The organism is bacterium (genome assembly GCA_037147175.1).
In the GTDB taxonomy this organism is placed as follows: domain Bacteria; phylum Cyanobacteriota; class Vampirovibrionia; order Gastranaerophilales; family UBA9971; genus UBA9971.
The window spans coordinates 53,818-78,756 of record JBAWVS010000003.1 but is presented as its reverse complement, the minus strand read 5'-3'; the positions used below and the strand labels follow the sequence as shown (position 1 = coordinate 78,756).

At 33.9% G+C, this 24,939-nt stretch carries 22 protein-coding genes; 16 read left to right on the top strand and 6 right to left on the bottom strand.

Annotated elements, in window-relative coordinates:
- Positions 1-191: 191 nt before the first annotated feature.
- The gene (locus WCG23_01580; protein ID MEI8388552.1) at positions 192-1,040 is read left to right on the top strand and encodes a hypothetical protein; all 849 of its coding nucleotides are present in this window, start codon (positions 192-194) and stop codon (positions 1,038-1,040) included.
- Positions 1,041-1,096: 56 nt separating this feature from the next.
- On the opposite strand, the gene WCG23_01575 is transcribed toward WCG23_01580, so the two are convergent.
- From WCG23_01575 to WCG23_01565, 3 genes are all read right to left on the bottom strand, one after another.
- A complete protein-coding gene (locus WCG23_01575; protein MEI8388551.1) occupies positions 1,097-2,146 on the bottom strand; it encodes a hypothetical protein in 1,050 nt (349 codons plus the stop codon).
- A gap of 94 nt (positions 2,147-2,240) precedes the next feature.
- On the bottom strand, positions 2,241-2,828 hold the full coding sequence (rdgB, locus tag WCG23_01570) for an RdgB/HAM1 family non-canonical purine NTP pyrophosphatase (GenBank protein MEI8388550.1): 588 nt from the start codon (positions 2,826-2,828) through the stop codon (positions 2,241-2,243).
- 3 nt (positions 2,829-2,831) lie between these two features.
- Complete coding sequence (locus WCG23_01565; protein MEI8388549.1) at positions 2,832-3,581, bottom strand: isoprenyl transferase; 750 nt, start codon at positions 3,579-3,581, stop codon at positions 2,832-2,834.
- A 128-nt stretch (positions 3,582-3,709) separates the two neighbouring features.
- On the opposite strand from WCG23_01565, the gene WCG23_01560 reads away from it, so the two are divergent.
- The 5 genes from WCG23_01560 to WCG23_01540 all read left to right on the top strand — a co-directional run bounded on the left by WCG23_01560 (position 3,710) and on the right by WCG23_01540 (position 10,652).
- Positions 3,710-4,225: a PadR family transcriptional regulator gene (locus WCG23_01560; GenBank protein MEI8388548.1), complete on the top strand. Its 516-nt coding sequence runs from the start codon at positions 3,710-3,712 to the stop codon at positions 4,223-4,225.
- Positions 4,226-4,390: 165 nt separating this feature from the next.
- A complete protein-coding gene (locus WCG23_01555) occupies positions 4,391-6,223 on the top strand; it encodes a hypothetical protein (GenBank protein ID MEI8388547.1) in 1,833 nt (610 codons plus the stop codon).
- A gap of 10 nt (positions 6,224-6,233) precedes the next feature.
- Positions 6,234-8,291 carry an ATPase, T2SS/T4P/T4SS family gene (locus WCG23_01550; GenBank protein ID MEI8388546.1) on the top strand — a complete coding sequence of 686 codons (2,058 nt, stop codon included), beginning with the start codon at positions 6,234-6,236 and terminating at the stop codon, positions 8,289-8,291.
- 4 nt (positions 8,292-8,295) lie between these two features.
- Positions 8,296-9,366, top strand: coding sequence for a type IV pilus twitching motility protein PilT (locus tag WCG23_01545; GenBank protein ID MEI8388545.1), 1,071 nt, complete (start codon positions 8,296-8,298; stop codon positions 9,364-9,366).
- 53 nt (positions 9,367-9,419) lie between these two features.
- Positions 9,420-10,652, top strand: coding sequence for a type II secretion system F family protein (locus WCG23_01540; protein ID MEI8388544.1), 1,233 nt, complete (start codon positions 9,420-9,422; stop codon positions 10,650-10,652).
- A 14-nt stretch (positions 10,653-10,666) separates the two neighbouring features.
- Here WCG23_01540 and WCG23_01535 read toward each other — a convergent pair whose 3' ends face one another.
- Both WCG23_01535 and WCG23_01530 read right to left on the bottom strand, forming a co-directional pair.
- Entirely contained in the window at positions 10,667-11,278 is a 612-nt protein-coding gene (locus WCG23_01535; protein MEI8388543.1) for a UbiX family flavin prenyltransferase, read from the bottom strand.
- 431 nt (positions 11,279-11,709) lie between these two features.
- Positions 11,710-12,912: a DHH family phosphoesterase gene (locus WCG23_01530; protein ID MEI8388542.1), complete on the bottom strand. Its 1,203-nt coding sequence runs from the start codon at positions 12,910-12,912 to the stop codon at positions 11,710-11,712.
- A gap of 201 nt (positions 12,913-13,113) precedes the next feature.
- On the opposite strand from WCG23_01530, the gene recO reads away from it, so the two are divergent.
- The 7 genes from recO to hisH all read left to right on the top strand — a co-directional run bounded on the left by recO (position 13,114) and on the right by hisH (position 21,140).
- Positions 13,114-13,872, top strand: a complete 759-nt coding sequence (gene recO, locus WCG23_01525; protein MEI8388541.1) for a DNA repair protein RecO — start codon at positions 13,114-13,116, stop codon at positions 13,870-13,872.
- The gene (locus tag WCG23_01520) at positions 13,866-15,239 is read left to right on the top strand and encodes an MFS transporter (protein MEI8388540.1); all 1,374 of its coding nucleotides are present in this window, start codon (positions 13,866-13,868) and stop codon (positions 15,237-15,239) included. Before recO ends, WCG23_01520 begins: the two co-directional genes overlap by 7 nt.
- Before the next feature lie 31 nt (positions 15,240-15,270).
- On the top strand, positions 15,271-16,458 hold the full coding sequence (locus tag WCG23_01515) for a glycosyltransferase (GenBank protein ID MEI8388539.1): 1,188 nt from the start codon (positions 15,271-15,273) through the stop codon (positions 16,456-16,458).
- Positions 16,459-16,507: 49 nt separating this feature from the next.
- A complete protein-coding gene (locus WCG23_01510; protein MEI8388538.1) occupies positions 16,508-17,866 on the top strand; it encodes a glycosyltransferase in 1,359 nt (452 codons plus the stop codon).
- A gap of 20 nt (positions 17,867-17,886) precedes the next feature.
- Positions 17,887-19,614 carry a histidinol-phosphate transaminase gene (hisC, locus tag WCG23_01505; protein MEI8388537.1) on the top strand — a complete coding sequence of 576 codons (1,728 nt, stop codon included), beginning with the start codon at positions 17,887-17,889 and terminating at the stop codon, positions 19,612-19,614.
- A 343-nt stretch (positions 19,615-19,957) separates the two neighbouring features.
- Positions 19,958-20,542, top strand: a complete 585-nt coding sequence (gene hisB / locus WCG23_01500; GenBank protein ID MEI8388536.1) for an imidazoleglycerol-phosphate dehydratase HisB — start codon at positions 19,958-19,960, stop codon at positions 20,540-20,542.
- A gap of 4 nt (positions 20,543-20,546) precedes the next feature.
- Positions 20,547-21,140 carry an imidazole glycerol phosphate synthase subunit HisH gene (gene hisH, locus WCG23_01495; GenBank protein ID MEI8388535.1) on the top strand — a complete coding sequence of 198 codons (594 nt, stop codon included), beginning with the start codon at positions 20,547-20,549 and terminating at the stop codon, positions 21,138-21,140.
- On the opposite strand, the gene WCG23_01490 is transcribed toward hisH, so the two are convergent.
- Positions 21,115-21,303, bottom strand: a complete 189-nt coding sequence (locus tag WCG23_01490) for a hypothetical protein (GenBank protein ID MEI8388534.1) — start codon at positions 21,301-21,303, stop codon at positions 21,115-21,117. The genes hisH and WCG23_01490 overlap by 26 nt on opposite strands.
- Before the next feature lie 176 nt (positions 21,304-21,479).
- Here WCG23_01490 and hisF point away from each other — a divergent pair, with 176 nt between their 5' ends.
- The 3 genes from hisF (at position 21,480) to hisD (ending at position 24,868) form a co-directional block, all read left to right on the top strand.
- Complete coding sequence (gene hisF / locus WCG23_01485; GenBank protein ID MEI8388533.1) at positions 21,480-22,241, top strand: imidazole glycerol phosphate synthase subunit HisF; 762 nt, start codon at positions 21,480-21,482, stop codon at positions 22,239-22,241.
- 25 nt (positions 22,242-22,266) lie between these two features.
- Complete coding sequence (gene hisIE / locus WCG23_01480; protein MEI8388532.1) at positions 22,267-23,493, top strand: bifunctional phosphoribosyl-AMP cyclohydrolase/phosphoribosyl-ATP diphosphatase HisIE; 1,227 nt, start codon at positions 22,267-22,269, stop codon at positions 23,491-23,493.
- A 124-nt stretch (positions 23,494-23,617) separates the two neighbouring features.
- Positions 23,618-24,868, top strand: coding sequence for a histidinol dehydrogenase (gene hisD, locus WCG23_01475; protein MEI8388531.1), 1,251 nt, complete (start codon positions 23,618-23,620; stop codon positions 24,866-24,868).
- Positions 24,869-24,939: the final 71 nt, after the last annotated feature.

Below are 24,939 nucleotides of genomic sequence, written 5' to 3'. Positions count from 1 at the left end.
TCATTTTATGGTCAACCTTGAAACTTAGTAGTGGACGAGTTTTTTCGAGGCAGGATTTTTATTGTAACGTTTTATTAAATATTTTCTGTAAATTGAAATCAAGGGAGGTATTTAAACTTTATATATATACAGGGTATAAAGTATATAAAGTTTAAAAAGTAAAAATGTAGGTAAAATATAGGAGAAAGTACATGTCTGTAGGTGGTGTGAACAATTTATCTTTGCAAATCCAAAGAGATGATTCAATTACTCAAAACCCGGTTATTGCTACAAGTAACAAAGTTGGTATTTTTGGCGGCAGCCAAAAACAAACCGGAGCTGGAACTCAAAAAAGCGGATCAATTTTCAAAACAGGAACTTCGTCAGATTCAGCAAAAGGAAATTACGATGCTTCTTTAAATAAAGATAATGCTCTTAGAGGCGAATCAGAATCAGTAAGTGCAGAAAAAGCTGCCGCAACAAAATTTAAAACTAACCTGGAACTAAAAAGTACTGATAATCTAGCTGCAATTGATACACTTAAATCAAATAAATCAACTGTAGAGCAAGACAGAGCCGAACTGGAAACAAAATCAAGCGTATTAGAAAACGCAATCAGTGCTCTTGATACTAATATTAGTCTATTAACCGCCAAAAAAGTTTTAAAGGCTACCTCGGCTAGTGATATTCTGGCTAATGCACAAATTGATGCTCAAATTAAAAATTTGCAAGCAACTTTAGAAGTTAAAAAAACTGAAAAAGCTCAAATAGCTCTACAGATAGTAGCTAAAAAAACAACAGAAGCCGAATTAGAACAAAAAATACTGGCTAAACAAGAAGAAGAACGTCAAAATGAAGCTGCAATAAGCAATGAAGGAACCGTAATCTCTTCAATAGAAAATAAACTTACAGCAAAACAAAATGAATTAACTGTAAATAAAAGTGTTACTGTAGAAAAAGAAAGTATCTTCAACAAGTTGAATATATTAGTGTTGCAAGGCAAAGCAAAAGCTGATTTAAACCCATCTGCCGACAGTAATAAACTTTCTTTAACAGCCTAATTTAATCAAATATTTAATACAAAAAAATCGGAGGTCTGACAGATGTCCGATTTTTGTTATTGTTTTTCTGGAACAGCTCTTGAAAGGAGCCAGTTTCCTTTTTCCCCTAATACATCAATGACTTCTCCGGTAAAAGTATTATTGGAAATTTTTGCGTTGAATCTCATATAAAGTTTTTCTGTGCCAAAGGGTTTAAACATAAAAGTGAAATAATTATCTATAAGTTTAACGTCAGAAATCAAAATATTCTGGGCAATTCCGTCAATATCCATTTTAATATTCATATCTTTATTAACAATCAATTTTATTTTGTGTCTTTGATTTTCGGGATCAACCATAACTCCTTGCCAGAGACCTGTAAATTCTTTAATTCTTAATAAGGGCTGAACGGATTTGTCTCCGCATGCCTGCTGGTTTTCAGGATAACTGCCAAAATATTCGGTAACCCTGATAATATTTTGTTTAAGGCAGTTGAGCTCTTTTTCGCTTATATAAGTTTTATCAAGATTATTTATTGATTTTAAGTTTGTTAAAACCGGCTCAGGAAGGTTCAAAAAAGGATTAGAGTTAAGTATTTTAGAAAAACCTGAAAGAAGCAGCTTTGATTCGGAAGAAGAATTTAAAGACTCCATCTGAAAAGAAGAATAGAATCCTAAAGCAAAAAGCCAGCTTTCTTCTGAAGAAAAACGGCTCTGAATGTCTTTTACCAGAGTTTCATAATATAAAATATATGCGTCTCTTATGCATAAAATAGAAATTTCATTTAAATCTTTATCATTAAGTGAATTATAGAAATTCATTCTTAATTTGTTAAGCTGTAGATGGGAATTTGTATTTGTTTCAAGGTCATCCAGAATAATATCCATAAGATTAAGACTTTGAAAAGTATCACCGTATTCGTTTTTAATGGCCGAATACGGTTTGAATCGTGCTTTATCGCAGAGGGCAGTCAAGTGATAATAGGACGACCCTACACTTCTTCCCAGAGAAAATATTTTTTGCGTAGATTCTTTGTCTATAAAGGCACATGCTTTATCAGGTAAAGAAAATAACATAATTAATGTAATAAACAGAAAAACTAAAAATTTATGCGAAGAATGCCGCATTTTGAATCGCTCCCCAAATTATAATAAATATACTGTCAAGAATCTGTCCTTTGCTTAAAAACAACGACAATAAATTAATCAGTAATTAAATTATTTATTTATTCAATAGCCATTCTATAATTTTTTTGAGAGCTTTGCCTCGATGACTTACTGTATTTTTTTCATCCATTGTTAGCTCTGCCATCGTAGAGTTTTTTTCGGGTATAAAAAATACAGGATCATATCCAAAGCCCTTCGTGCCTTTTGGCGAATCTATAATTATTCCTTCGCAAGTTCCCTGACATGAATATAAAATTTCTCCATGAGGATTAACCACCACCATTGCGCAAATAAATCGAGCTGTACGTTTTTCTTGAGGAACATTTTTGAGTTCTTCAAGAAGTTTTTCAATTCTTTTCAGGTCATTTTCGGCATAACGGGAAGAATAAACTCCCGGTCTACCGTCAAGCGCATCTACAACAAGTCCCGAATCATCTCCAAAAGCTGGTGTATTCATTAATTTTGCTGCTTCAAAAGCTTTTATATAGGCATTTTCTTCAAAAGTTGAACCTGTTTCTTCCGGATCAAAATCTCCTTCAATTCCGCATAATGAAACGCCCGTTTCTTTCAAAGAGTCAGTTACTTCAGCAAGTTTATTTTTGTTTTTTGTTGCAAAAATGAGCTTATTTATCTTTAGTGTCATAAATTAATCTTTACCAAACCTTCTTTGACGTCCTGCAAATTCCATAACAGCCTTTGAAAGTTCGATTTCTCCAAATTCCGGCCAGAAAGCCTCCGTTATATAAAGCTCTGTATAGGCTATTTGCCATAAAAGATAGTTGCTGATTCTTTGTTCGCCGCCCGTTCTTATTAAAAGATCAGGGTCAGGAATATTAGCTGTATAAAGATGGCTTGAAATAACTTCTTCATTTATGTTTTCAGGATTTAAATTTCCTGATTTTACACTGGAGGCAATATTTTTTATCGCATTTGTTATTTCACTTCTTGCGCCATAATTTATTGCAATTTGAAGATTAAGCGTTTCATTGTTCTTGGTTAGATTTTCTGCACCTGCAAGTACTTTTTTCAAATCTTCGCTTAAAGGATCTAAATCTCCTATTATTCTTATTCTTACGCCTTTTTTATTTAATTCGGCAGTTTCATTTTTGATAGTTTCTTTTAAAAGAAACATCAAAAAATCAACTTCTTCTTTTTTTCTGCCCCAGTTTTCTGTAGAAAAAGCGTAAACCGTAAGATATTTTATCCCGAAATCAATAGAGGACTGAACAGTTTGTTTCAGTGCTTTTACACCTTCATTATGCCCGACTACGGAGGGAAGATTCTTCATATGAGCCCATCTTCTGTTTCCGTCCATAATTATTGCGACATGTTTTATACCTGTTTTTTTAACGAGGTCTTCGGTTGTTTCTGTAAATGATTCAAATTTTATTGACATTTTATTAAAAACTCTTTTTGGTATTTTATAAAAAATTATAATTTTTATCTAATGAAAGGTTATATCAAACCATGCATTAATATCAATAATCTGTTATTATTTACTTAATTTTTATTAAGATTAAAAAAATGACAGAACTTCTTATACTTGCAATTTTGCTTAGCAGTGAGTGCACAATATATAAAATTAAACAGAAAATAAAAAATAATTTTTCTGTATTTTTAAGCGCGAGTTTCGGGTCAATTCATCCTGCCGTAGTAAAACTTGAAAAAAACGGTTTTATTTGCGCAAAACGAAAATTAAGCTCAGGAGGTCAGAAAAGTTTTACTTATTCTATAACGGCTAAAGGAAAAGATTATTTTAAAGAGCTTATGGTTGCGGAAATAATTGAATCTCCCTCTCATTTGAATCAGCTTATAAATATAAAAATTATGCTTCTCGACTTGTTGGATGAAAATTCACGTGAATATACAATAAATTCGATAAAAAATTATTACAAAATCCATTTGTTAAGCACTGAAGAGTTGCTTGAAACTCTGGCAGGCAAGCAGGAAAATAAAGATAAATTTTTCCAACTAAATTTTTTAAAACATCACATAGATAAAATTTCGCGAGAACTTAATTGGATTCAGGGTTTAAGTTAAAAATTTATTATAAGAAAATATTCGGAATTGATACTAAAGTTTTTTCGTTAACTTTTTTAAACTTATAATTTTGTCTTTAAGGACGAGAGATATATAGCTTGTAGCCGTTTTTTAGGGCATTTCGTATTTACAGAAATTAATTTTGAATATTGCAAAAAACAGAAAATGAATGTAAAATCAAAAAGAATGGGTTTCGCAGATGATCTCACAAATGATGAAAAAGAGTTAAACTTGTTATTAATGCCTGTTGGAGTCAAGAATATTATGCAAGAATTAAAATTCAGAAATTATACTCCTTCTTTGTTTGCTTTTTTAGCTGCTGTTGCATTGTCAGTAGGTTCTTCAAATATAAATATTTCTCCGTTCGGATTGCCGATACCGCTTTTAATTATAGGACTTATCCTGGGTTATCTGGTTTTAGCATTAATAGCTTATCCAAAAGCCACTACCATCCAGATAATACAGCTTTCTATAACAGGAGTTTTTCTTAGCACATTAGTTCTTGTTGCTGCTGTTTATGGAATAAAGTATTTTAATCTCGCTTTTATTTCTTTAAATTCAGAGTTTATTATATTAATAAATCCGCTAACTCCTGCCTTAAGCTTTTTCTTTGGTTTTATTACACTTATCAGCATTGTAAGGTTTGAAGAAAAATCTTTAGAAAATAAAAAAGTGCAGAATAAAAACGAAAAACAACTTGAAAATAATGTTGAGGCTGCTCAGCCTGAAATAATTTCTTTTGAAGGAGTCAAAATTGCTGAGCCGACAAAACCAATTATAAATAAAATTGAAGAAGCTATCGCGGAAAAACCGGAGTCTTTGTATCAAAAACTTTATCCTCAGGCAAAAAATGAAAGTCAAAATACTCAAGAATCTCAAAGTAAGGAAGTGTTTTTTAGATTAAATGAAGATGAAGTCCGTACTGAAACAGATATAAATAAAGAAAAAATTTTAATAGCAACTGATGAGATTGTTGAGCTTGAATCGCTTCCCTCAATAGACTTTAAAGAGGTTAGTCATGAAAATAAAATATCTTCATTGCCCTCTCAAGAAGATGATAATGAATATTTTGATTTTATTCCAACTGATATAAGGCTTGTTTCGGCACCTGTTTCAAAAGAAAATGACTCTAAAGGCAAGATAGCTGCCATAGGAAAGCTTCTTGTCAATAACAGAGATATTGAAGGAGTTATAGAGTCAAGCGCAGCCGTTGCTGAAGGAAATGCCGAAGGCAAGACAAATATATTTTCGTCTGCTTGCGGGGAACAAATATATGAAAAATTTAATAAACTAAAACAGGAATTTAATCACATAAAAGAGATTGCCTTGATTGATAAAGGCGGTTTTATTCTGGCGAGCAATCAGGATAACGAGAAAGCAAATTCCCTGCAAAACAGTCTTTGTCCTCCTGAAACACTTCTGTATACGGGCAATCAGACAATGAAAATGCATATTACAGGAGCATTAGTTGCCGGAGCTTATCATACTTTGCAAAATTATCTGGCACAAATTTCTTTTAAAAATCCGCAAAAAATATATTTTGAAACAGAAAATTCCAATAATTTCATAATAAAAACTAATGATGAATTTTTGTTTTCAATATGTGACAAAGCCTTTAAGCATGTGGATTATACTGAATTGGGCGGTTTTATTGAGAATAAATTAATCTCGGAATCAGATTTGACTCCTCTTGTTGAACTTAATCAGATAAAAAACTTTGCGGTATCAGATGGTTCAGGAAAACTTGTTAAATCAACAAATAAAGATGAAAAATCCGAAAAACTGGCGATAATTTCAGCGGCTTTATTTGAAAATCTTAAAGTATTTTTAATGAATATGCAGCTCTCGAAATTAACAAGAATAACAGTTTTTAATTCTGAAGAAGTTATTACAATACAGAAATTCAATGATGAAATCTCCGCATTTACAACTCCTGCGGATGGTTTAATTAAAATTTCCGATGATTTTACTAAAATAGAAAAAATTTATCATGAATAGGAATAGCTAAATGCAAGCAGTGAAAAGCTTTTTGAATGATATATTGTTAAATGCCGGAATATTAACTGAAGATCAGTTAAGTCAGGTGATTGAGCATACAAGAAAAACAAAAAGTACTTTGCTTGAGTCAATTAGCGACTTGAAAATAATTGACAGAGAAGAACTTTATTTTCAGATAAAAGCAGCTCTTGAAATTCAATATGGTGTAACTTTTACGGATTTGTCCGTTACAGAGTTTGATTTTGAATTATTAAATTTATTTACCAAAGAGTTAATAATAAATAATAAATTTCTGCCTTTGAAAAAATCAGGAAATGTTTTTACTCTTGCGATGGTGGATCCTAATAATATAGTTGCCGAAAAAGAAATAAAGGACAGGCTTAGAGAGTTTAAAGACGTCAGCATAAAAAAAACCGTTATGCTCGAAGATGATTTTAACAGGTTTATTGCCCTGAAATTCTCAAAGCATGAAGAAGAAAAAACATTGGTAATCGAGCAAAATGCCGATGAACTTATTTCTTCAATGGGAATAGACCTTCTAGAAGGCGGTCCTGATAATATTGATGTTGCAGATCTTACCGATTCTGCCGAAGAAGCCCCTATTATTCAGCTTGCAAACAGTATTCTGGGCGTTGCCATAAAAAGAAGTGTCAGCGATATTCATATAGAGCCCAGAGAAAAGGACCTTATGGTCAGATTTAGACAAGACGGGGTTTTAAGCGTATATAAATTAATTCCCAAAAAAGTTCAAAATGCACTTGTTTCAAGATATAAAATTATGTCTGATTTGGATATTGCGGAGAGAAGACTCCCTCAAGACGGTAGAATTAGAGTAAAAATGGCTAATAAAGTTATAGATTTTCGTGTATCTACGCTGCCGGGTAAATTTGGTGAAAAAATAGTAATGAGAATCCTTGATAAATCAAGCATTTCTCTCGGTCTTGATAATATTATTTCCGACAGGGAAACCTTAAACATTGTAAAAGAAATGATAAGCAGACCTTTTGGCATAATTTTTGTTACAGGACCGACAGGAAGCGGAAAAACTACAACTCTTTACAGCGCTTTGAGTGAAAGAAATACCCCCGAAGTAAATATTTCCACGGCTGAAGATCCTATAGAGTACGATCTTCAAGGAATTACACAGACAGAAGTAAACAAAACAATAGGGCTTGATTTTGCAAAAATATTAAGGGCATTTCTTCGGCAGGATCCTGATATTATGCTTGTAGGGGAAACAAGAGACAAAGAAACAGCAAAAATATCAATAGAAGCTGCTCTTACTGGACACCTTGTGTTTACAACGCTTCATACAAATGATGCACCGGGCGCTGTTATGAGATTGCAGGAAATGGATGTTGAACCCTTCCTGATTTCAAGTTCGACAATAGGCATAATCGCTCAAAGATTATTAAGAAGAATTTGTCCTAATTGCAAAGAAGAATACTATCCTGATGAGAAAACGCTTAAATTCCTTGGTATAGGAAGTGAGACGAGTGTGTCTCATGCAGTAGGGACTTCCGGTAATGGAAGTTATTACAAAGGAAAAGGTTGTGAAAAATGCAACTGGACTGGATACAAAGGGCGTATCGGGGCTTTTGAAGTTATGAAGATAAATGATGATCTTCGTAATTTGATTGCAAAAGGTGCAAATACAGCCATCTTAAGATATGCCGCACAACAATCAGGGATGAAAACTCTTGTTGAGTACAGTATTAACCTAGCAAAGGAAGGACTTACAACTATTGATGAGGTGATAAGGGTTACTTTTACAGGAGAAGGAGCTTCGGCTTTTTGTCCGGGATGTGGAAAACCTGTTGGAGAAGAATTTTACAAATGTCCTTTCTGTCAGTACGAACTTAAAAAAACCTGTAAAAGGTGCGGCAGTACAATTCAAGAAGGCTGGATTTCTTGTACATGTTGTGGTTTAAAACTTATAGATGATATTGCTGATACATTGTGTGAAAATTGTGGTGGCGATATTTCAAATGATATGAGAAACTGTCCGTGGTGTTATATTGATTTAATAAATAATAAAAAAAGAAAGTTAGAGAAAGAGGAGTTATAAAGTTATGATTGAGCAGTTATTGAATTTAGTATTTGCTAAAAAAGCAAGTGATTTGCACATTTCTGTAGGTTTACCTCCAATTATAAGAATTGACGGGAAACTACTCAGGGTAGATCACCCGCCTTTAACAAAGGATGATGTTGAAAAAATAATATACAGCATGCTTTCAAGCGAACAAAGAAGAACACTTGAACAAAACTGGGAACTCGATTGCAGTTATGGTGTTGAGGCTATAGGGCGTTTTAGGATTAACGTTTATAGAGAAAGAGGACACTTTGCAGCTGCTTTGAGGACAATTACCACGGATATTCCTTCATTTGACCAATTAGGACTGCCTGAAGTTGTAAAAGACTTTGCAGAAAAGCCCAGAGGGCTTGTTCTCGTAACCGGTCCTACAGGTAGCGGTAAGTCTACAACGCTTGCAGCAATGATTGACTACGTAAATACAAATAGGGTTGAGCATATTATTACTATTGAAGATCCTATAGAATTTTTGCATTATTCAAAAAGAAGTGTTATTCACCAGAGAGAACTCGGTCATGATACAAGAAGTTTCAGCAATGCTCTAAGAGCGGCATTGAGGGAAGATCCCGATATTATTCTGGTTGGTGAGATGAGGGATCTTGAAACAATTTCGCTTGCATTAACCGCAGCAGAAACCGGACACCTTGTGTTTGGAACACTTCACACCTCTTCTGCTTCCCAGACAATTGACCGTATTGTAGACGTTTTTCCCGCAGAACAGCAGCAACAAATAAGAATTCAGCTCTCAAACAGTTTAGTCGGAGTATTCAGCCAAACTTTATTGCCAAAAATATCTCAGGAAGGCACTAAAAAGGGTCGAGTTCTTGCTCAGGAAATAATGGTTGTTACTCCTGCTATTTCAAACCTTATAAGAGAAGGTAAAACAGTACAGATATATTCTTCTATACAAACAGGCGGTGTTCATAAAATGCAGACACTGGAAGCTTCTCTTAAAGAACTTTATGGTAAAAACCTGATTACGTTTGAAGATGCAATGACAAAGTCAAGTCGTCCAGATGATTTGAAACGTATGATTGAAAACACCCTGTAAAAAATATCGAAAGATCATAAAATAATTAATTCAACCACTACAAGGAGTATGAGATGGTTCAATTCCTCTATAAAGCTAGAGATGAAAAAGGAGCCTTGCATCAAAATGTTGTAATAGCTGAATCAATTGAGAATGCTCAAACACAACTTTTTGAAAGGGGGTTGTGGGTAATAGAACTTGAATTAATTAATAATAATAAAAAAGCTTTATTGGATTTTGAGTTGGACGGAATTTTTGCTGAAATAATGGGCGTTGGTCTCAAAGATCTGGTTGTTTTTTGCAGGCAATTTGCTGCGCTTGTTAATGCAGGAGTGGCAATGATGAGGTCGCTTAATATACTATCTTTGCAGACAGAAAATCCTAAATTGGCAAAAATCTTAAAACAGGTAAAAGATGATGTTGAACAGGGAATAAGCCTTTCCGAGGCGTTTGGAAAGCATCCGTCTGTTTTTGACAGGCTTTTTGTCAGTATGATTAAGGCAGGAGAAACAGGCGGCGTTTTGGATGAAGTTATGAACCGTATTGCATTGTTCATGGAGAACAGGGCAAGGCTTTCTGCAAAAATCAAGTCTGCTATGGCTTATCCTGCTGTCGTTTCCGTTTTTGCAGTTATAATATTCTTTGTAATGCTTACTGTTATTCTTCCGAAATTTTCTGAGATTTTCTCCCGTCTTGGAAGTGAACTGCCTGCTTATACACAATTTTTAATTAATTTAAGTCAATTCTTAAGATCACCGGGATCTTTGCTTTTAATAATTAGTTTTGGCTTTTTGGGGTACGGATTTAAGAAAATTTATTCGCTTGAAAGAGGAAAATATTTTTTTGATAAACTTTTTTTAGGGCTTCCCATTGCGGGAGGACTTATGCAAAAAGTCGCCGTGGCTAGATTTACCAGAACTTTTGGAACATTAATAAAAAGCGGTGTTCCTATTTTAACTTCTCTTGAGATTGTGGAAGAATCCTCCGGTAATGCTGTGCTTGCAAAAGCTGTCAGGGATGTAAAAGAAGAAGTTAAACAGGGCGGAATGATTCATAAACAGCTTGAAAAATCAGAAATTTTTCCGCCTATGGTAACGTCAATGATTGCAATAGGTGAAGAAACAGGTGAACTTGATTTAATGCTCACAAAAATAGCTGATTTCTATGATTCTGAAGTTGAATCAGGAGTTGAATCATTAACTTCTCTTTTAGAACCGGTAATGATGGTTTTTCTTGGAGGAATGGTCGGAGCTGTAATCGTTGGCATGTATCTTCCAATGTTTAGAATTTTTGATGCCATAAAATAAAAAATATTTAAGTCCTAACTCCATCTTTCATATAAATCGTTGGGGATGCCGGCAGCGTCCAATGTTTTGCCGACAACAAAATCTATTCCATCCTCCAGTGTTTTGATTTTTCCGTAAAAACCAATGATAGGCGGAACAATTTTTACTCTTAATTTTGATAATTTCAGCATATTTTCAAGATGAATTGCGCTAAAAGGGGTTTCTCTCGGAGAGATAACCAGAGTTCTTTCTTCTTTAATTGAAACATCCGCTGTGCGTGAAATAAGATTTTCGGATAATCCTGAAGCAATAGAGGCAATAGAGGCCATGCTTGCAGGTGCAATTATCATCCCCGTTGATTTATAAGACCCGCTGGCAGGACTTGCCCATATTTCATCATCGAGCCAGACTTTTAAAGTTTCTATATTCGGATCAATATCCAAATAATCGAGGATTTGCCCCTTAATAATATTTTTATCATGCGAAATTTCGATCCCGAGTTCCTGTTCGAATATATAATAAGCTTTTGAAGATATTATAAGTTCGACCTTGTAATCATTTCTTAGAAGGAACTCAAGGGTTCGAATACCGAAAATTATTCCGCTTGCAGCAGTTATTGCAAGTGTTATTGGTTCTTTTTTGTCCATAAGACAATTTTATCATATTTGATTAAAATGTTTATTAACGTAACATTTCTTGTTATTTTTTCTTAAAATCGGAACTATTGTTGTGATATTAAGAAAGTAGGTCTATAATTAATATATGATTAAGATAGGGTGCCGGAATATGCAACAAGAGATTCAAAAAATTTCATTTTTTTTGATTACCTTTATATTGATTATTTTGGTTATGATTCCGCTTTTAGCAACAATTCAGAGTGGTTTTGACTCAACAAACGGATATTATGAAAATGCAAAGTAATAAGCGAAACATTAAAGATTAAACTAATTTATAAAATAAATTCCAATTACTTCTTTTAATTTTTATAGAAACAAATTGACCTCTACTTATTTGCCCGCTCATGCGGGTTTTTTTTTAAGCATTAATATATTTGAATTGAGTGGAGTTTAGATTTGTTTTAAAGAATTTCTTCAGCTGCATCAATAAAGCATTTTACAAAATGAGTGCATTTGTGTTCATCGATTGAAGATATCCTTCCTCCGCAGCGGTTAGGGTGTCCGCCGGCATCAAATTCTTTGTTTCCCAACATTAGAGCTTTAGTTGATATTTTCATTGCTGAATCGTCTTTTGAAAGAATGCTCATCTGGTAAACATCATCGGCAGGGTTCAACTGTTTTGAGCCTCTGTAAAACGTGATTACTGCCTGAACATTATTTAGCTTATTTTTAATTTGTGGAGAGATTAAGCTGTCATCAGGATTATTTGCCAGTATTCGCCGTCTAAAATCACCCAGAATGCGGCTGGTTACTTTATTATCCTGTCCTAAATCTATCCATTCTTTGTCTTGCGGTTCTATAATTATGTATGCCAGTTTTTTACTCGGGCTGAACTGAATTTTTTCAGTAAAAAGTTTGTTTTGAAAAGCTTTTTCTTTAATGTTTAAATTCTCAAGAATATTAAAGTTCTTTATAATTTTATTCCTGTCTCCTTCCGGCAGAGCGTTTTCTATCTGCTCAAAGACTTCTTTAGATGTCGGATGTTCGAGCATTTTAGGCGTTTTATTTATTTTTGTCGAAGAAATATCAACCAATCCCGATTTTTTGAAATCATCGGACATTCCACAAAACAGATTTAACAAACTTTCGTTATCAAGCTTTATTTTTAAACTTTCAAAAAATCTAAAAATTATACTTGAACAGGATTTTGCCGTTGTATCAATATAAATAGGCGCATTAGGGGAAGATTTTACCGGATTTTCATTAGTTGTATGATGGTCAAATCCGACGATGTTTTCGGGCTTATATTGTTCCAGTAATTTTGCTGTTTCAGTTGAGGCTCTTGATAAATCGTTAAAATCAACAATAATAGCAAGATCTCCTTTGGTTCCCAGCATTTTTGGTGAAGTTACAGTAATATCCTCACTTATATAGCTTCCTTTTAAATCACCATCCGCTATGACACGTGCAATTTTATTTTTTGATTTGAGCCATCTTGCAAGTGGTTGTGCTGAGCTTAAAGTATCATCATCAGGAGATTTATGGCAGTATATATCTACAACAGATGCTTTATTAATTCTTTCTTCTATCGGTCTTGCTGTGTTATATGGTATTTTATTTGCGTTAAAACCAATGGTTATTTTATTACTGTTAGTGATATTCATTATTTTAATGTTCCTTTTTTAAGTCTCATTATGCTTAACAACTGTAAAAATAAAAGTTGATATCAAAAAATAAAATCTTTACATTTTGTAATAATCCAGCGTTCGTTTATGTACAAATTGCTTTATAAACTTATAAAAATCATATTTTTTATCTGAATTATGCTAGAATTTAAGTAGATTAAATGTTTTTTGAGAAATTAAATGGCAAATTATAAAACTCAGGCTATAAATTTAAAATCATATACTCTTGGCGAATCAGATAAAATTATGGTCATGTACTCGAGGGAACATGGATTAATCAGATGCGTGGCAAAAGGTGTTAAAAAATCTTCAAGCACTCTTGGCGGCAGAATGCAGCTTCTTATCGCGAATAATTTGCTTCTTGCAAAGGGAAGAAATCTGGATATAGTTTGTCAGGCAGAAGTTGTAGAAAGCTTTTCGAGTCTTCGCAATGACATGACGAAACTTATTTATTCTTTTTATTGCGCTGAACTTATAACAAATTTTGGGCTTGAAAGCGATGCTAATTGCAAAAATATTTATGATATTTCATTTGAAGCATTAAAAAATATTTCAATTTTTTCATCTCTAGAAGAAATTTTATGGACAGTTATTAGATTTAAACTCAGGCTCATGGAAGCAATCGGTTATGCAGCAGAAATTAATCAATGCGTAAAATGTAATGAATCAGAGCATAATTTTGGCGGTTATCATTTTATCAGCCCTGAAGCAGGTGGAGTTGTTTGCAGCGATTGCAATGCAAATACCCCTAAAACTTTGCAAATAGACAAGAGACATCTTAATGTGTTTAGAGATGCACAAATATATGATTTCCCCGAAGACAAGGAATGTTTTGACAGAACACTGCTCTATTCGTGTTTTAATATAATGAAGGAATATGTTTCTGTAAGGTCGGATAAGAAACTTAAAACACCGGAAATGATTGAAGCGTTATGTTGACAAAAGATCAAGAAGTAAAAGAAACTGTGAAAGAAGAAATAAACGAAAATAACCATATAAAACCTGATGGGTACAGGTCTGTACTTAAAAATAAAAATTTTCTGGCGTTATGGATAGCACAGATTTTTTCTCAACTTGCGGACAGGGTAATTTTTGTGGTTTTTGTTGCTGTGATAGCAAGCAAATTTATTTCTACATCAACTACCCCTCAAAGTTTATTGTATGTCGCATTTACAATCCCTGCAGTGTTATTAACTGCGGTTGCCGGAGTTTTTATAGACAAATGGAACAAAAAGCATATTCTTATTGTTACAAACATCGCAAGAGCTTTTTTAATAGCATTATTGCCTTTGTTTAGCAAATCATTGTTTGGGATTTACGCTCTTGCTTTTGTTGTTTCTGCCATAACACAATTTTTTGTACCTGCAGAAGCTAGTACAATCCCGACAACAGTAAAAAAGAGCCAGCTTTTATCTGCAAATTCACTCTTTACAGCTACAATGATGGGATCAATTATTTTCGGATTCGTTCTTGGAGACCCTTTAATCAATATTTTTGGACTTAAAGAAGTTTATATAGCTATTTCATCACTTTTTGTGCTTTCTACAATATCTCTTTTGTTTTTGAAATATAAACCTACAGAAGCCGAAAAAAACCAGCACAAGACCTTTAAAGAGTTTACGGATGAACTTAAAGAAGGCTTTGCTTATATAAAAAGCAATCCAATTGTTTTAAACGCCATGTTAAAGCTTTCTGCATTGTTTTCTATAATAGTAATGCTCTGTATTCTTTCGATAAGCATTAGTCAGCAAATTCTTTATCCTAACCAACTCGCACTCGGAGCTCAAAAGTTTGTTTATATAGTTGCCTTCAGCGGATTGGGGATGGTTATTGGTTCATTAATAGTAGGTAAATTCTTTAAAAAACAAAAAAAACTTCTCACGACTTTTACGGGTTTTACTATTATAGGAGTGAGTCTGGTATTTTTAACAGCTTTAAAACTTATTCCTCAGGGTTTACATGTAATTATTCCGGAAGGACACATTGCAGGAATTTATTTTGAGGCAGTTAAATTTACTTTAAGAATGGTATATTGTTATGTTTTCGCAGCTTTATTAGGATTTGGATGTGCGATGTCAGCCATTCCTGTTCAAACAATTTTGCATACACAAGTGCCTGAATCTATGCGAGGAAAAGTTTTTGGGGTCCAGTTTACATTACTTAGTACTTCTTCAACTTTACCGATTATAATAGCAGCTTATGCTGCGGATTTAATTGGAGTTGTTAAAATTTTATTTTTGGTTGGAATTCCTGTTGCGCTATTTGGTGTTTGGGGTATTTTAAAAAATAGAGAGAAAACTGAGTAAAAAAAGAACTTCATGGAGTTAAAATTTAAAAGTGTCATTCTTTAATGCATATAAATTTTTAAAGAAAAAAAAATTAAATCCTTCTCATAAAGTTTATCTTTCGATAAGCAGCGAAGGTTATGGGCATTCAAGCAGAGCTATGGCTATTGCACGCCAATTCCCCGGAAACGAAATATTGGTTGGAACTTACAGTTATGCTTTAGAAAGATTTAAATATGCCGGTTATCCTTGCATTGAGTTGCCTCAGGAGTTGAAGCTCGTTGGTGAACAAGGAGAATTTGACGTTAAAAAAACCATAATAAAAAATCATACTTGGGCTTATACGTTCAACAGTATTGTAAAAAAAGAAATAGAGATAATAAGAGACAGTAGGGCTTCGTGTGTTGTTGCAGACGGAAGGCTTGCGCCTGTTATGGCGGCAGACAAATTAGGACTTCCTTGTGTCGTTATAACCAACCAGAGCGCTTTTTATCCGTTTTTCGAGCAGGATACTGCTTTAGTAAGGGTATTCGGGAGATCTTTTGACTGGGTTATGAAAACCTGGCTCAGTTCTTCTGAAGAAATTATGATTCCTGATTTTCCTCCGCCTTATACGGTTTGTTTGCCAAATTTAAGCCATAATTTCAAGGTTAAGAAGCGGACAAGATTTGTCGGTCCCCTTGTTTCCTTTGAAGATAATGAAATTATACCTATAGACAAGCCAAATGATAAATATGTGGTTGTTACTCTAGGGGGACACGAGTATAGAAGACCTCTTCTTGACTATGTTATTGAGGCGGCTAAAATTATGCCAGATGTCCATTTTGATGTGTTTACAAGTTTTGAAGTTGAGGACGTTCCCGATAATTTGAAAATAAAAGCAATGGTTCCGAACATAGCGCCCTATTTAAAAGCTTCTGATGTGGTTATAACTCAGGCAGGACACAGTACAGCAATGGAACTTTTGACGCTTGGCAAGGCTTCGGTCATTGTTCCGGATGCAAAACAAACTGAACAGGAAAATAATGCATCGCGAATGAGCGAAATGGAAGTAGCTATAACTCTAAGCTATGAAGAACTTTTGCCTGAAAAACTTGCTGAAGCGGTAAAAACAATAATTTATGATCCAAAATATAAGCGAAATGCCGAAAAATTCAAGGAAATGGCGAAAAAAATTCAGGGAAGCAAAAAAGCGGCAGAAGTTTTAAGAGAATACTCCTCAAGATTGCAATATTATTAGTAAATGCTACAATTAATTAAATGTATAAATAAATTTTGAGGAAAAAGATTTGAAGGACAGATTTGTATTGGGAATATTAATTATACTGTCCTGGGCTATATTGATAATTTTACAAAAATATATCCCGATCCCCTCGCCAATTTATATATTACTTGGTGGTATGGTTTTATATACTCTTTTAATTCAGGCAGCGCAGTATCATCAGAAAAGAAAAAAACGAAAACTGATTAAAAAAGGGCTTTTTGAAAAAATAGAAGCTGAAAAAAGAGAATATAAGCCCTTTGTAAGTATTTTAATTCCTGCACATAACGAAGAATTTGTTATAAAAGACACAATAGACAATATTCTTTTGTTAGATTATGAAAGTTTCGAAATTATTGTTATAGATGACAGAAGTACTGACAATACCGCAAAAGTCCTTGAAAAATTGTCCGCTGAATATGAAAATTTAAAATGTCATATCAGGGATAAAGATGCTTTTCCCGGGAAATCAGCAGTTTTAAACGAGATTTTGCCCGTAACAAAAGGGGAAGTGATTTGTGTATTTGATGCCGATGCAAGAGTTAAGCCTAATTTTCTGAAAAAAATTATTACATACCTTTCAGACCCTGATGTTGGTGCAGTTCAGGCAAGAAAAATAATCAGCAATAAAGATTTTAACCTGTTAACAAGATGTCAGGACAATGAATATGCTCTCGATACACATTTTCAGCTTGGAAGAGACTGTATTAAAGGTGCTGTTGAGTTAAGAGGAAATGGTCAGCTTATCAAAAAACAGGCACTTCTTGATATAGGCGGCTGGAATAATTTTACTTTAACGGATGATCTGGATATTTCAACGCGACTTCATTTAAAAGGTTGGGATATAAGATTATGTCCTGATGTAAGTGTTTATGAAGAGGGTGTAATAACCTTTTTACCTCTTTTAAGACAAAGAAGAAGATGGGTAGAGGGAAGCATAAGAAGATATCTGGACTATTTCCTTGATGTAATGTTCTCAAAAGAAATTTCATTCAGGGTAAGTGTTGATATGTGGGCGTATATAGCCGAATTTATTTTGCCTATATGGCTTGTTTCAGAATATTGTATTCAAGGATTTAAATTTATAAAAGGGATTGAAAACAACATTCTTGTCACTTTATCAATCATTCCTGCCATAGCTTTGTTCTTTATTTCAGGCTTGATATACAGTTTAAGAAAATATAAAAGGCTTTCTCTTTTAGATGCAGCTAAACAAGCGGCTGAAACTATATTTTATATGTTTATAGTATGGGTTCCTGTTGTTTCATTTATTATATTCAAGATAATCTTTTCCAAGAGAACAATGGATTGGGGTAAGACAGCTCATGGATCAGCGATTGCCCAATTTAATGAGCCTGAAAAAGAACTGGTAAAAACAGCAGAATAAAATAAAAGGTAAATTTTAAAATGACTTCTCCCAAAAAGAGTATTTTAGAAGCTAAAGGCTATGATATACCTTTGTGCGTTGACGAATACAGGTTGAAATTGGATTCGAATGAAAATGCAATGGGGCCTTCCCCGAAAGTCTTAGAATCACTCAGGAAGATAACTGCAAAAGATATAAAATACTATCCTGCTTACGGTGAAGTTATAAATAAACTTGCAAGTGCTAATAATATAGATCCTGATATGATTTTGCCGACAAGTGGTGCTGATGAAGCGATAAATTATATTTTTGATACTTTTGTTGAGAAAGAAGATACAGTATTAGCAGTTACTCCGAGCTTTGTAATGCCAAAAATATATGCAAATATTCTTGGATGTACTTATCAGGAAATTAATTATGCGGAAAAATTTATTTTTCCTGTTGAAGAAATACTTGAAAATATTGGTAAAAATACCAAGTTAATCATTGTTACTACGCCAAATAATCCCACAGGCGAAGTCATATCAAGAGAAAATATGCTCAAAATTATTGAAGCATCTAATGGAAAATATATTTTAATTGATGAAACCTATTTCAATTATGCAGATGAGACTTTTTTGGATTTAATTGAAAAATACTCTAATGTTTTTATAACGCGTTCAATGTCCAAGGATTTTGGGCTTGCAGGCTTAAGATTCGGCTATATAATCTCCAACAAAGAAAATATTAAGCATATACAGAAGGCTCTAAGACCTTATAGTGTAAATATCGTTGCTGTAAAAGCAGCTATAGCTGCGCTTGATGATGTAGAATACTTAAATAATGTGGTTTCTCAGGTTAATCAATCAAAAAAACTTCTCACAGACGGATTAAAAGATTTAGCTGTAAAGGTTTATCCAAGTAATGCAAACTTTTTACTTGTTGATTTCGGTGAAAAATCTGATTTTATTTACAAAAAACTTTTGAATTCAGGGATAAAAGTTAAGAATTTTGAAAAAACTGCAAACCTTGAAAATTGCCTTAGAATAGCACTTCCCTCTGTTGAAGATACTAAATATATTCTTGATTGCCTTAAATCAAGAGATTTGATAGTTTTTGACGTTGATGGTGTGCTTGTAGATACCAGAAATTCTTATCGAACAGCAATAAAAGAAACTTACAGACATTTTTCCGAGAAAGATATTTCGCAGGAAGAAATCCAAAATGCGAAAAATTTGGGCGGTTTAAACAATGACTGGGACTTAACCGAGTATTTGCTCAAAAATTCAGGTTTCAATATTCCTAAAAAGCAAATTATAGATAAATTTCAGGAATTATATTTTGGAAATAACGGTGACGGGTTTATTTTAAACGAAGAAATACTTATTTCTCCCGAAGCTATAAAAAATCTTTCAAAAGATTATGATTTGGCGATATTTACGGGAAGACCCGCACAGGAAGCAGATTTTGTGCTTAAAAGATGGGGACTTGAGGACTGTTTTAGCCCAGTAATTACGATGGAAGACCTTCCTGAAGGAAAACACAAACCCGAGCCTGACGGATTATTGAAAATTTTGAAAACAGTTTCGCCAAAGAATGCTTATTATCTGGGAGATACTCATGATGATATGATTTCAGCCAAAAAAGCAGGTATTAAAGCTATAGGTGTGCTTCCTCCGCAGGATAAAAGTTTTGAACTTAAAGAAAAACTTGTTCAATATGGCGCAGAAGAAGTTCTGCAAAACACAGAAGATCTGGTAAAATTATTTAAAATTTCCGCAATGATATGATAAATTAAGAAAGAACCTTGAAAATTTAATCTGCCAAGCGGAGCGTTAAAAACTAAAACGCAAAAGCTTATTCTTGCTTATTGGCTAAGAAGCCACTCACTAACTTCCGGCACACTACTTAAAATAGTTGATTATCGGAAAGGAGGTGATGCAAGTAAAAAGGGATAAAATAGAAAAAGCCCTATTAGTACTAGAGCTTTTTCTGAAAATTATTTTGTTTCTTTTGACGAAATAGGGCTTCTGATGGGTAAGTGCTTGCAACACCTGCCCGCCCTTTTTAACATTATATCAGAGTTGAAAATTTTTTAAAGTGGTAAAAAATAACAAACGGAGTCAAATAATTATGAGAACAGCGAGCGTTGAGAGAAAAACACTTGAAACAGAAATAAAAATAAATCTGAATCTTGATGGAACAGGCGTTAAAAATATTAAAACAGGTATAAAATTCTTTGATCATATGCTTGAGCAGCTTGCTTCTCACGGCTATTTTGATCTTGATATTCAGGTAAATTCTCTGGACAAAGACGCTCATCACATTGTTGAAGATGTTGCACTTTCGTTAGGAGAAGCTTTCAGAAAAGCTTTGAGCGACAAAAAAGGCATAAATCGATACGGGTTTACTTTTATTCCTATGGACGAAGCGTTGGCGCAAGTTTCAATAGACATAAGCGGAAGACCTTTTTGCGGTTTCACCGCAAATATTCAGGAAGAAATAACAAGTGATCTTGAAACAGCCCTTGTTAAACATTTCTTTATAAGTTTTGCCACAGCGGGTATGTTGACCTTGCATATAAGGCTTCTTGACGGAGAAGACCCTCATCATAAAATTGAAGCTATATTTAAAGCTTTTGCACGGGCATTAAAACACGCTTGCAGCATAAATAAAGAACATTCCGAATTATTACCTTCTACTAAAGGGGTAATTTAAGAATATGAGCGGTTTGATAGTATTAGATTATGGTGCAGGCAATATTAAAAGCGTAACCAACATCCTCGATAAGTTGGGTTGTACGTATAAATTGACCGATAAAAAAGAGGAAATTCTGGAAGCTGATAAAATTATTCTTCCGGGGCAAGGGCATTTCGGGCAGTTTATGGAGTCTTTAAGCTCAAAAGGTCTTACTGATGCTTTAATTTATAAAATAAATTCGGGTGTTCCTTTTTTGGGAATTTGTCTCGGCATTCAAGTTCTTTTTGAAGAAAGCGAAGAAGCTCCGGGAGTAAAAGGTTTAAGTATTTTTCCGGGAAAAGTTGTTAAATTTACAGAAGGAAAAGTTCCTCAAATTGGTTGGAATAAACTTAAAACAACTGAAAATAACAGTATTTTGACTGACGAGTACGTTTATTTTGTAAATTCTTATTATGTCGTTCCTGAAAATAAAGAAATTATTTCTTCTTATTCAGATTATTATATCGATTTTGTTGCATCAATTGAGTCAAAAAACGTATCTGCTTTTCAGTTTCACCCTGAAAAGAGCGGTGAAGTCGGTTTTGAATTCTTTAAACGATGGATTGAAATTTATTAAAAGTACATGTCCGTTCTAATTTGCAAATTGAATATTTAAACTTCATCATAGCTTTTATATTGTTGCTTTTAGTTGTTAGTTTATTTAAAGCAACACTGTGTTCAGGCTCTTTAAGCTGTTCAATTTTATTATAAATTTGATTTGTTTGCAGTTTATTGTTCATAATTATCTCCTTATATAACCACTTTAATTAAGTATCAACTTGAAAATATTCTAATGAAGTTTTAAAAAAAGGCATATTTTTTAAATATTTGTTTTAAATAAGATGGTTTTGGAATTGAGGCTTTGAGTTATAATAAATAAGTATAAAATTATGTTAATTTATTCGAGAACCAAAATATGCTGGCAAAAAGAATAATTCCATGTCTTGATGTAAAAGACGGACAAACCGTAAAAGGGGTTAACTTCCTTAATCTCAGGCATGCCGGAGATCCGGTAAGTCTTTCTGCAAGATATTCGCAGGAAGGTGCAGATGAAATAGTTTTTCTTGACATAACTGCAACCAATGAAGGTCGCGACACAATGAGAAATGTCGTTGAAAAGGTAGCTAAACAGATTTTTATTCCTTTAACAGTCGGCGGTGGAATCAGAACTCTTGAAGATATTAGAAAAATCCTTCTTTCCGGTGCGGATAAAGCTTCTTTAAATACGGCTGCCGTTGTAAACCCAGAAATTATAGAAAAAGCTTCCCAAGCATTCGGCTCCCAGTGTATAGTTGTTGCGATAGATGCGAAAAGAGAAAATAATGAATGGTTTGTTTACATTAATGCCGGTACAAAAAAAACTCAATGGAAAGTTCTTGATTGGGTTAAAGAAGTTGAAAAACTCGGCGCGGGAGAAATTTTGCTTACTTCAATGGATGCAGACGGCACCCAAAACGGCTTTGATATTGAACTTACAAGAGCAGTTTCTTTAAATACAAATCTTCCTGTTATTGCTTCCGGTGGTGCAGGTCCGAGTATGGAGCATTTTAGCGATATTTTTGAAAAAGGAGCAGCAGATGCAGCGCTTGCAGCTTCAATTTTTCATTTTGATACCGTTAAAATTAAAGATTTAAAGAATTTTTTGTATAATAAAGGCATCCCTACAAGATTAAAGTAGAGAGTGAAAGAGAAAGGACTATTTGATGATTATCCCAAGCATAGACATAATGGATGGAAAAGCAGTCCAATTAAAACAAGGCAAAGAAAAAGTTGTTGAAAGAGAAGATGTTTTTGAACTTGCGGAGTATTTTGGACGTTTTGGAGAAATTGCGGTTATTGATCTTGATGCTGCAATGGGCAAAGGAAATAATACAGAGCTTATAAAAGAACTTTGCAAAGTTGCTGATTGCCGTGTTGGCGGTGGGATAAGAACTATTGAAAAAGCTAAAGAAATTCTGTCTTATGGCGCTAAGAAAATTATTATAGGTACAGCAGCATCAGAATTGTTTTTAAGTCAACTTCCAAGAGATAAAGTCCTTCTGGCAATAGATACAAGAAACGGAAAAATTGTAACGCGCGGTTGGCAAACAGAAACAGCAAATACCGCAGAGGAACTCGTAAGAAGATTTGATAAACTTTGTTCGGGCTATCTGTACACAATCGTGGAAAAAGAAGGAATGATGGGCGGAACAGATGTTGAAGCAATAAAACATATCCGTTCAATCACCGATAAAGAACTCATAGCTGCCGGCGGCATAAGTTCTATAGAAGAAATAGTCGAACTTGACAAGATTGGTGCAGGTTGCCAGCTCGGAATGAGTATTTATACAGGGAAAATAAGTTTGGAAGAAGCTTATGTTGCTCTGCTTGATTTTGAGAAGGGGAAAGGCTTAATCCCCACAGTTGTTCAAGATATAAGTTCAAAAGAGGTTTTAATGCTTGCATACAGCAATAAAGAGGCTGTTACAAAAGCACTTAAGACGGGAAAAGCAACTTATTATTCACGTTCAAGAAAATCTCTCTGGACAAAAGGTGAATCTTCAGGCAATACCCAAAAATTAATAAAAGTTAAATATGACTGCGACAGAGATTCTTTGTTGTATGTAGTTGAACAAACAGGACCGGCATGTCATACAGGCAGTGAAACCTGCTTTGGAGAGAGAAACTTTGATCTGGATGAATTGTATAAAGTTCTTGAAAGCAGATTTAAAGAGCTTCCGGAAGATTCGTTCACTACAAAGCTTTTTAAAGATGAAGTTTTTCTTAAGCGTAAAATAAATGAAGAAGCTTTTGAAGTAATTCATGCAACAAATAAAGACGAATTAATCTGGGAAGTGTCAGATTTGACCTATTTTGTAATGACTTTAATGGTTAAATATGGTGTGACACTTGAAGATGTAAAAAATCATCTTTCTTCTCGAAGAAAATAAACTATTTGTCATTGCGAGAAGTGGCGATGCCCTGACGTGGCAATCTGTTTTGTATTAGGCATTGTTTAAACAAGTTCAGCGTAACAATCAGTTATAATTATTGTAATATCAAGGGAATTAGTTTGTGAAACTCATAAAACACAGCGAATTATCAGAAGAATTTTATAAATATCAGGAATTTGACGGGATTGAATCGGTTTCTTCAATAATTTCTGATGTAAAAAATCGTGGTGATAATGCAATAAAAGAACACAGCAAAAAATTCGGAGACGGAGATATTATAGAGCTTGAAGTTACACCTGAGGAAATCGAAAAAGCCTATAATGAAACTTCTGATGAAATAAAAAATTCATTAAAACAGGCAATAGAAAACGTAAAAAACTTTGCAAAAGCTCAAATCTCGGTAATTAAAGATATAGAAACCGACATAAACGGAGTAAAGCTCGGGCATAAAGTAATTCCTCTTGAAAGAATAGGGGCTTATGTACCCGGCGGTAATTATCCGCTTCCTTCTTCGGTAATAATGTCTGTAATTCCCGCAAAAGTCGCAGGAGTGAAAGAAATTACGGTTTGCAGTCCAAAAATTAAGCCTGCTACAATAACAGCATGCAAACTCGCAGGAGTTGACAGAATTTTTAGAATCGGCGGCGTGCAGGCTATTGCGGGCATGGCTTACGGCACAAAAACAATCCCTAAAGTCGATAAAATAGTCGGACCGGGTAATAAATACGTTACTGCTGCAAAAAAAGAGGTTTACGGGGTATGCGGAATTGATTTTCTTGCCGGACCCAGTGAAGTTATGATTATTGCAGATGAAACAGCAAATCCATCTTTTATAGCGGCAGATATGCTGGCACAATGTGAACATGATCCAGATGCAAGAGCTTATCTGGTTACAACTTCAGAGAAATTTGCAAATGATGTTATCAAAAAAGTCGAAGAATTTTTGATAACACTTGAAACAAGAGAAATAGCATCAAAATCTATCTCTAAAAGCATTGTAATTCTGGTTGAAAATATTGAACAAGCTATAGAAATATCTAATAGAAAAGCCCCTGAACATCTGGAAATTTGTTATAAAAATGCTGAAAAAGACATTGATAAATACAAAAACTACGGTTCTTTGTTTATAGGCGATTATTCTGCGGAAGTTTTCGGGGATTATTGCAGCGGAACTAATCATATACTGCCGACAAACGGAGTTGCCAGATATACAGGCGGTTTAAGTGCGCTGGATTTTGTAAAAATCCAAACTTACCAGCAAATTTCAAAAAATGCAGCTCAAAATACTTTATGCGCAGTTGCTTCCAACCTGGCAAATATAGAAGGGCTTATGGCTCACAAACTTTCTGCTGATTTGAGAAAACAAATTTAAATATTCAACTCGCAAAAAATGCCGTATAGCTTGTTATGGGCGTTTTTTGATAAACTTATTTTATATAAAAA

Excerpts from the sequence above, each read along its gene's own strand:
- WCG23_01580 (MEI8388552.1), top strand. The coding sequence starts at position 192 with ATGTCTGTAGGTGGTGTGAACAATTTATCTTTGCAAATCCAAAGAGAT.
- WCG23_01575 (MEI8388551.1), bottom strand. The coding sequence starts at position 2,146 with ATGCGGCATTCTTCGCATAAATTTTTAGTTTTTCTGTTTATTACATTA.
- rdgB (MEI8388550.1), bottom strand. The coding sequence starts at position 2,828 with ATGACACTAAAGATAAATAAGCTCATTTTTGCAACAAAAAACAAAAAT.
- WCG23_01565 (MEI8388549.1), bottom strand. The coding sequence starts at position 3,581 with ATGTCAATAAAATTTGAATCATTTACAGAAACAACCGAAGACCTCGTT.
- WCG23_01560 (MEI8388548.1), top strand. The coding sequence starts at position 3,710 with ATGACAGAACTTCTTATACTTGCAATTTTGCTTAGCAGTGAGTGCACA.
- WCG23_01555 (MEI8388547.1), top strand. The coding sequence starts at position 4,391 with ATGAATGTAAAATCAAAAAGAATGGGTTTCGCAGATGATCTCACAAAT.
- WCG23_01550 (MEI8388546.1), top strand. The coding sequence starts at position 6,234 with ATGCAAGCAGTGAAAAGCTTTTTGAATGATATATTGTTAAATGCCGGA.
- WCG23_01545 (MEI8388545.1), top strand. The coding sequence starts at position 8,296 with ATGATTGAGCAGTTATTGAATTTAGTATTTGCTAAAAAAGCAAGTGAT.
- WCG23_01540 (MEI8388544.1), top strand. The coding sequence starts at position 9,420 with ATGGTTCAATTCCTCTATAAAGCTAGAGATGAAAAAGGAGCCTTGCAT.
- WCG23_01535 (MEI8388543.1), bottom strand. The coding sequence starts at position 11,278 with ATGGACAAAAAAGAACCAATAACACTTGCAATAACTGCTGCAAGCGGA.
- WCG23_01530 (MEI8388542.1), bottom strand. The coding sequence starts at position 12,912 with ATGAATATCACTAACAGTAATAAAATAACCATTGGTTTTAACGCAAAT.
- recO (MEI8388541.1), top strand. The coding sequence starts at position 13,114 with ATGGCAAATTATAAAACTCAGGCTATAAATTTAAAATCATATACTCTT.
- WCG23_01520 (MEI8388540.1), top strand. The coding sequence starts at position 13,866 with ATGTTGACAAAAGATCAAGAAGTAAAAGAAACTGTGAAAGAAGAAATA.
- hisC (MEI8388537.1), top strand. The coding sequence starts at position 17,887 with ATGACTTCTCCCAAAAAGAGTATTTTAGAAGCTAAAGGCTATGATATA.
- hisB (MEI8388536.1), top strand. The coding sequence starts at position 19,958 with ATGAGAACAGCGAGCGTTGAGAGAAAAACACTTGAAACAGAAATAAAA.
- hisH (MEI8388535.1), top strand. The coding sequence starts at position 20,547 with ATGAGCGGTTTGATAGTATTAGATTATGGTGCAGGCAATATTAAAAGC.
- WCG23_01490 (MEI8388534.1), bottom strand. The coding sequence starts at position 21,303 with ATGAACAATAAACTGCAAACAAATCAAATTTATAATAAAATTGAACAG.
- hisF (MEI8388533.1), top strand. The coding sequence starts at position 21,480 with ATGCTGGCAAAAAGAATAATTCCATGTCTTGATGTAAAAGACGGACAA.
- hisIE (MEI8388532.1), top strand. The coding sequence starts at position 22,267 with ATGATTATCCCAAGCATAGACATAATGGATGGAAAAGCAGTCCAATTA.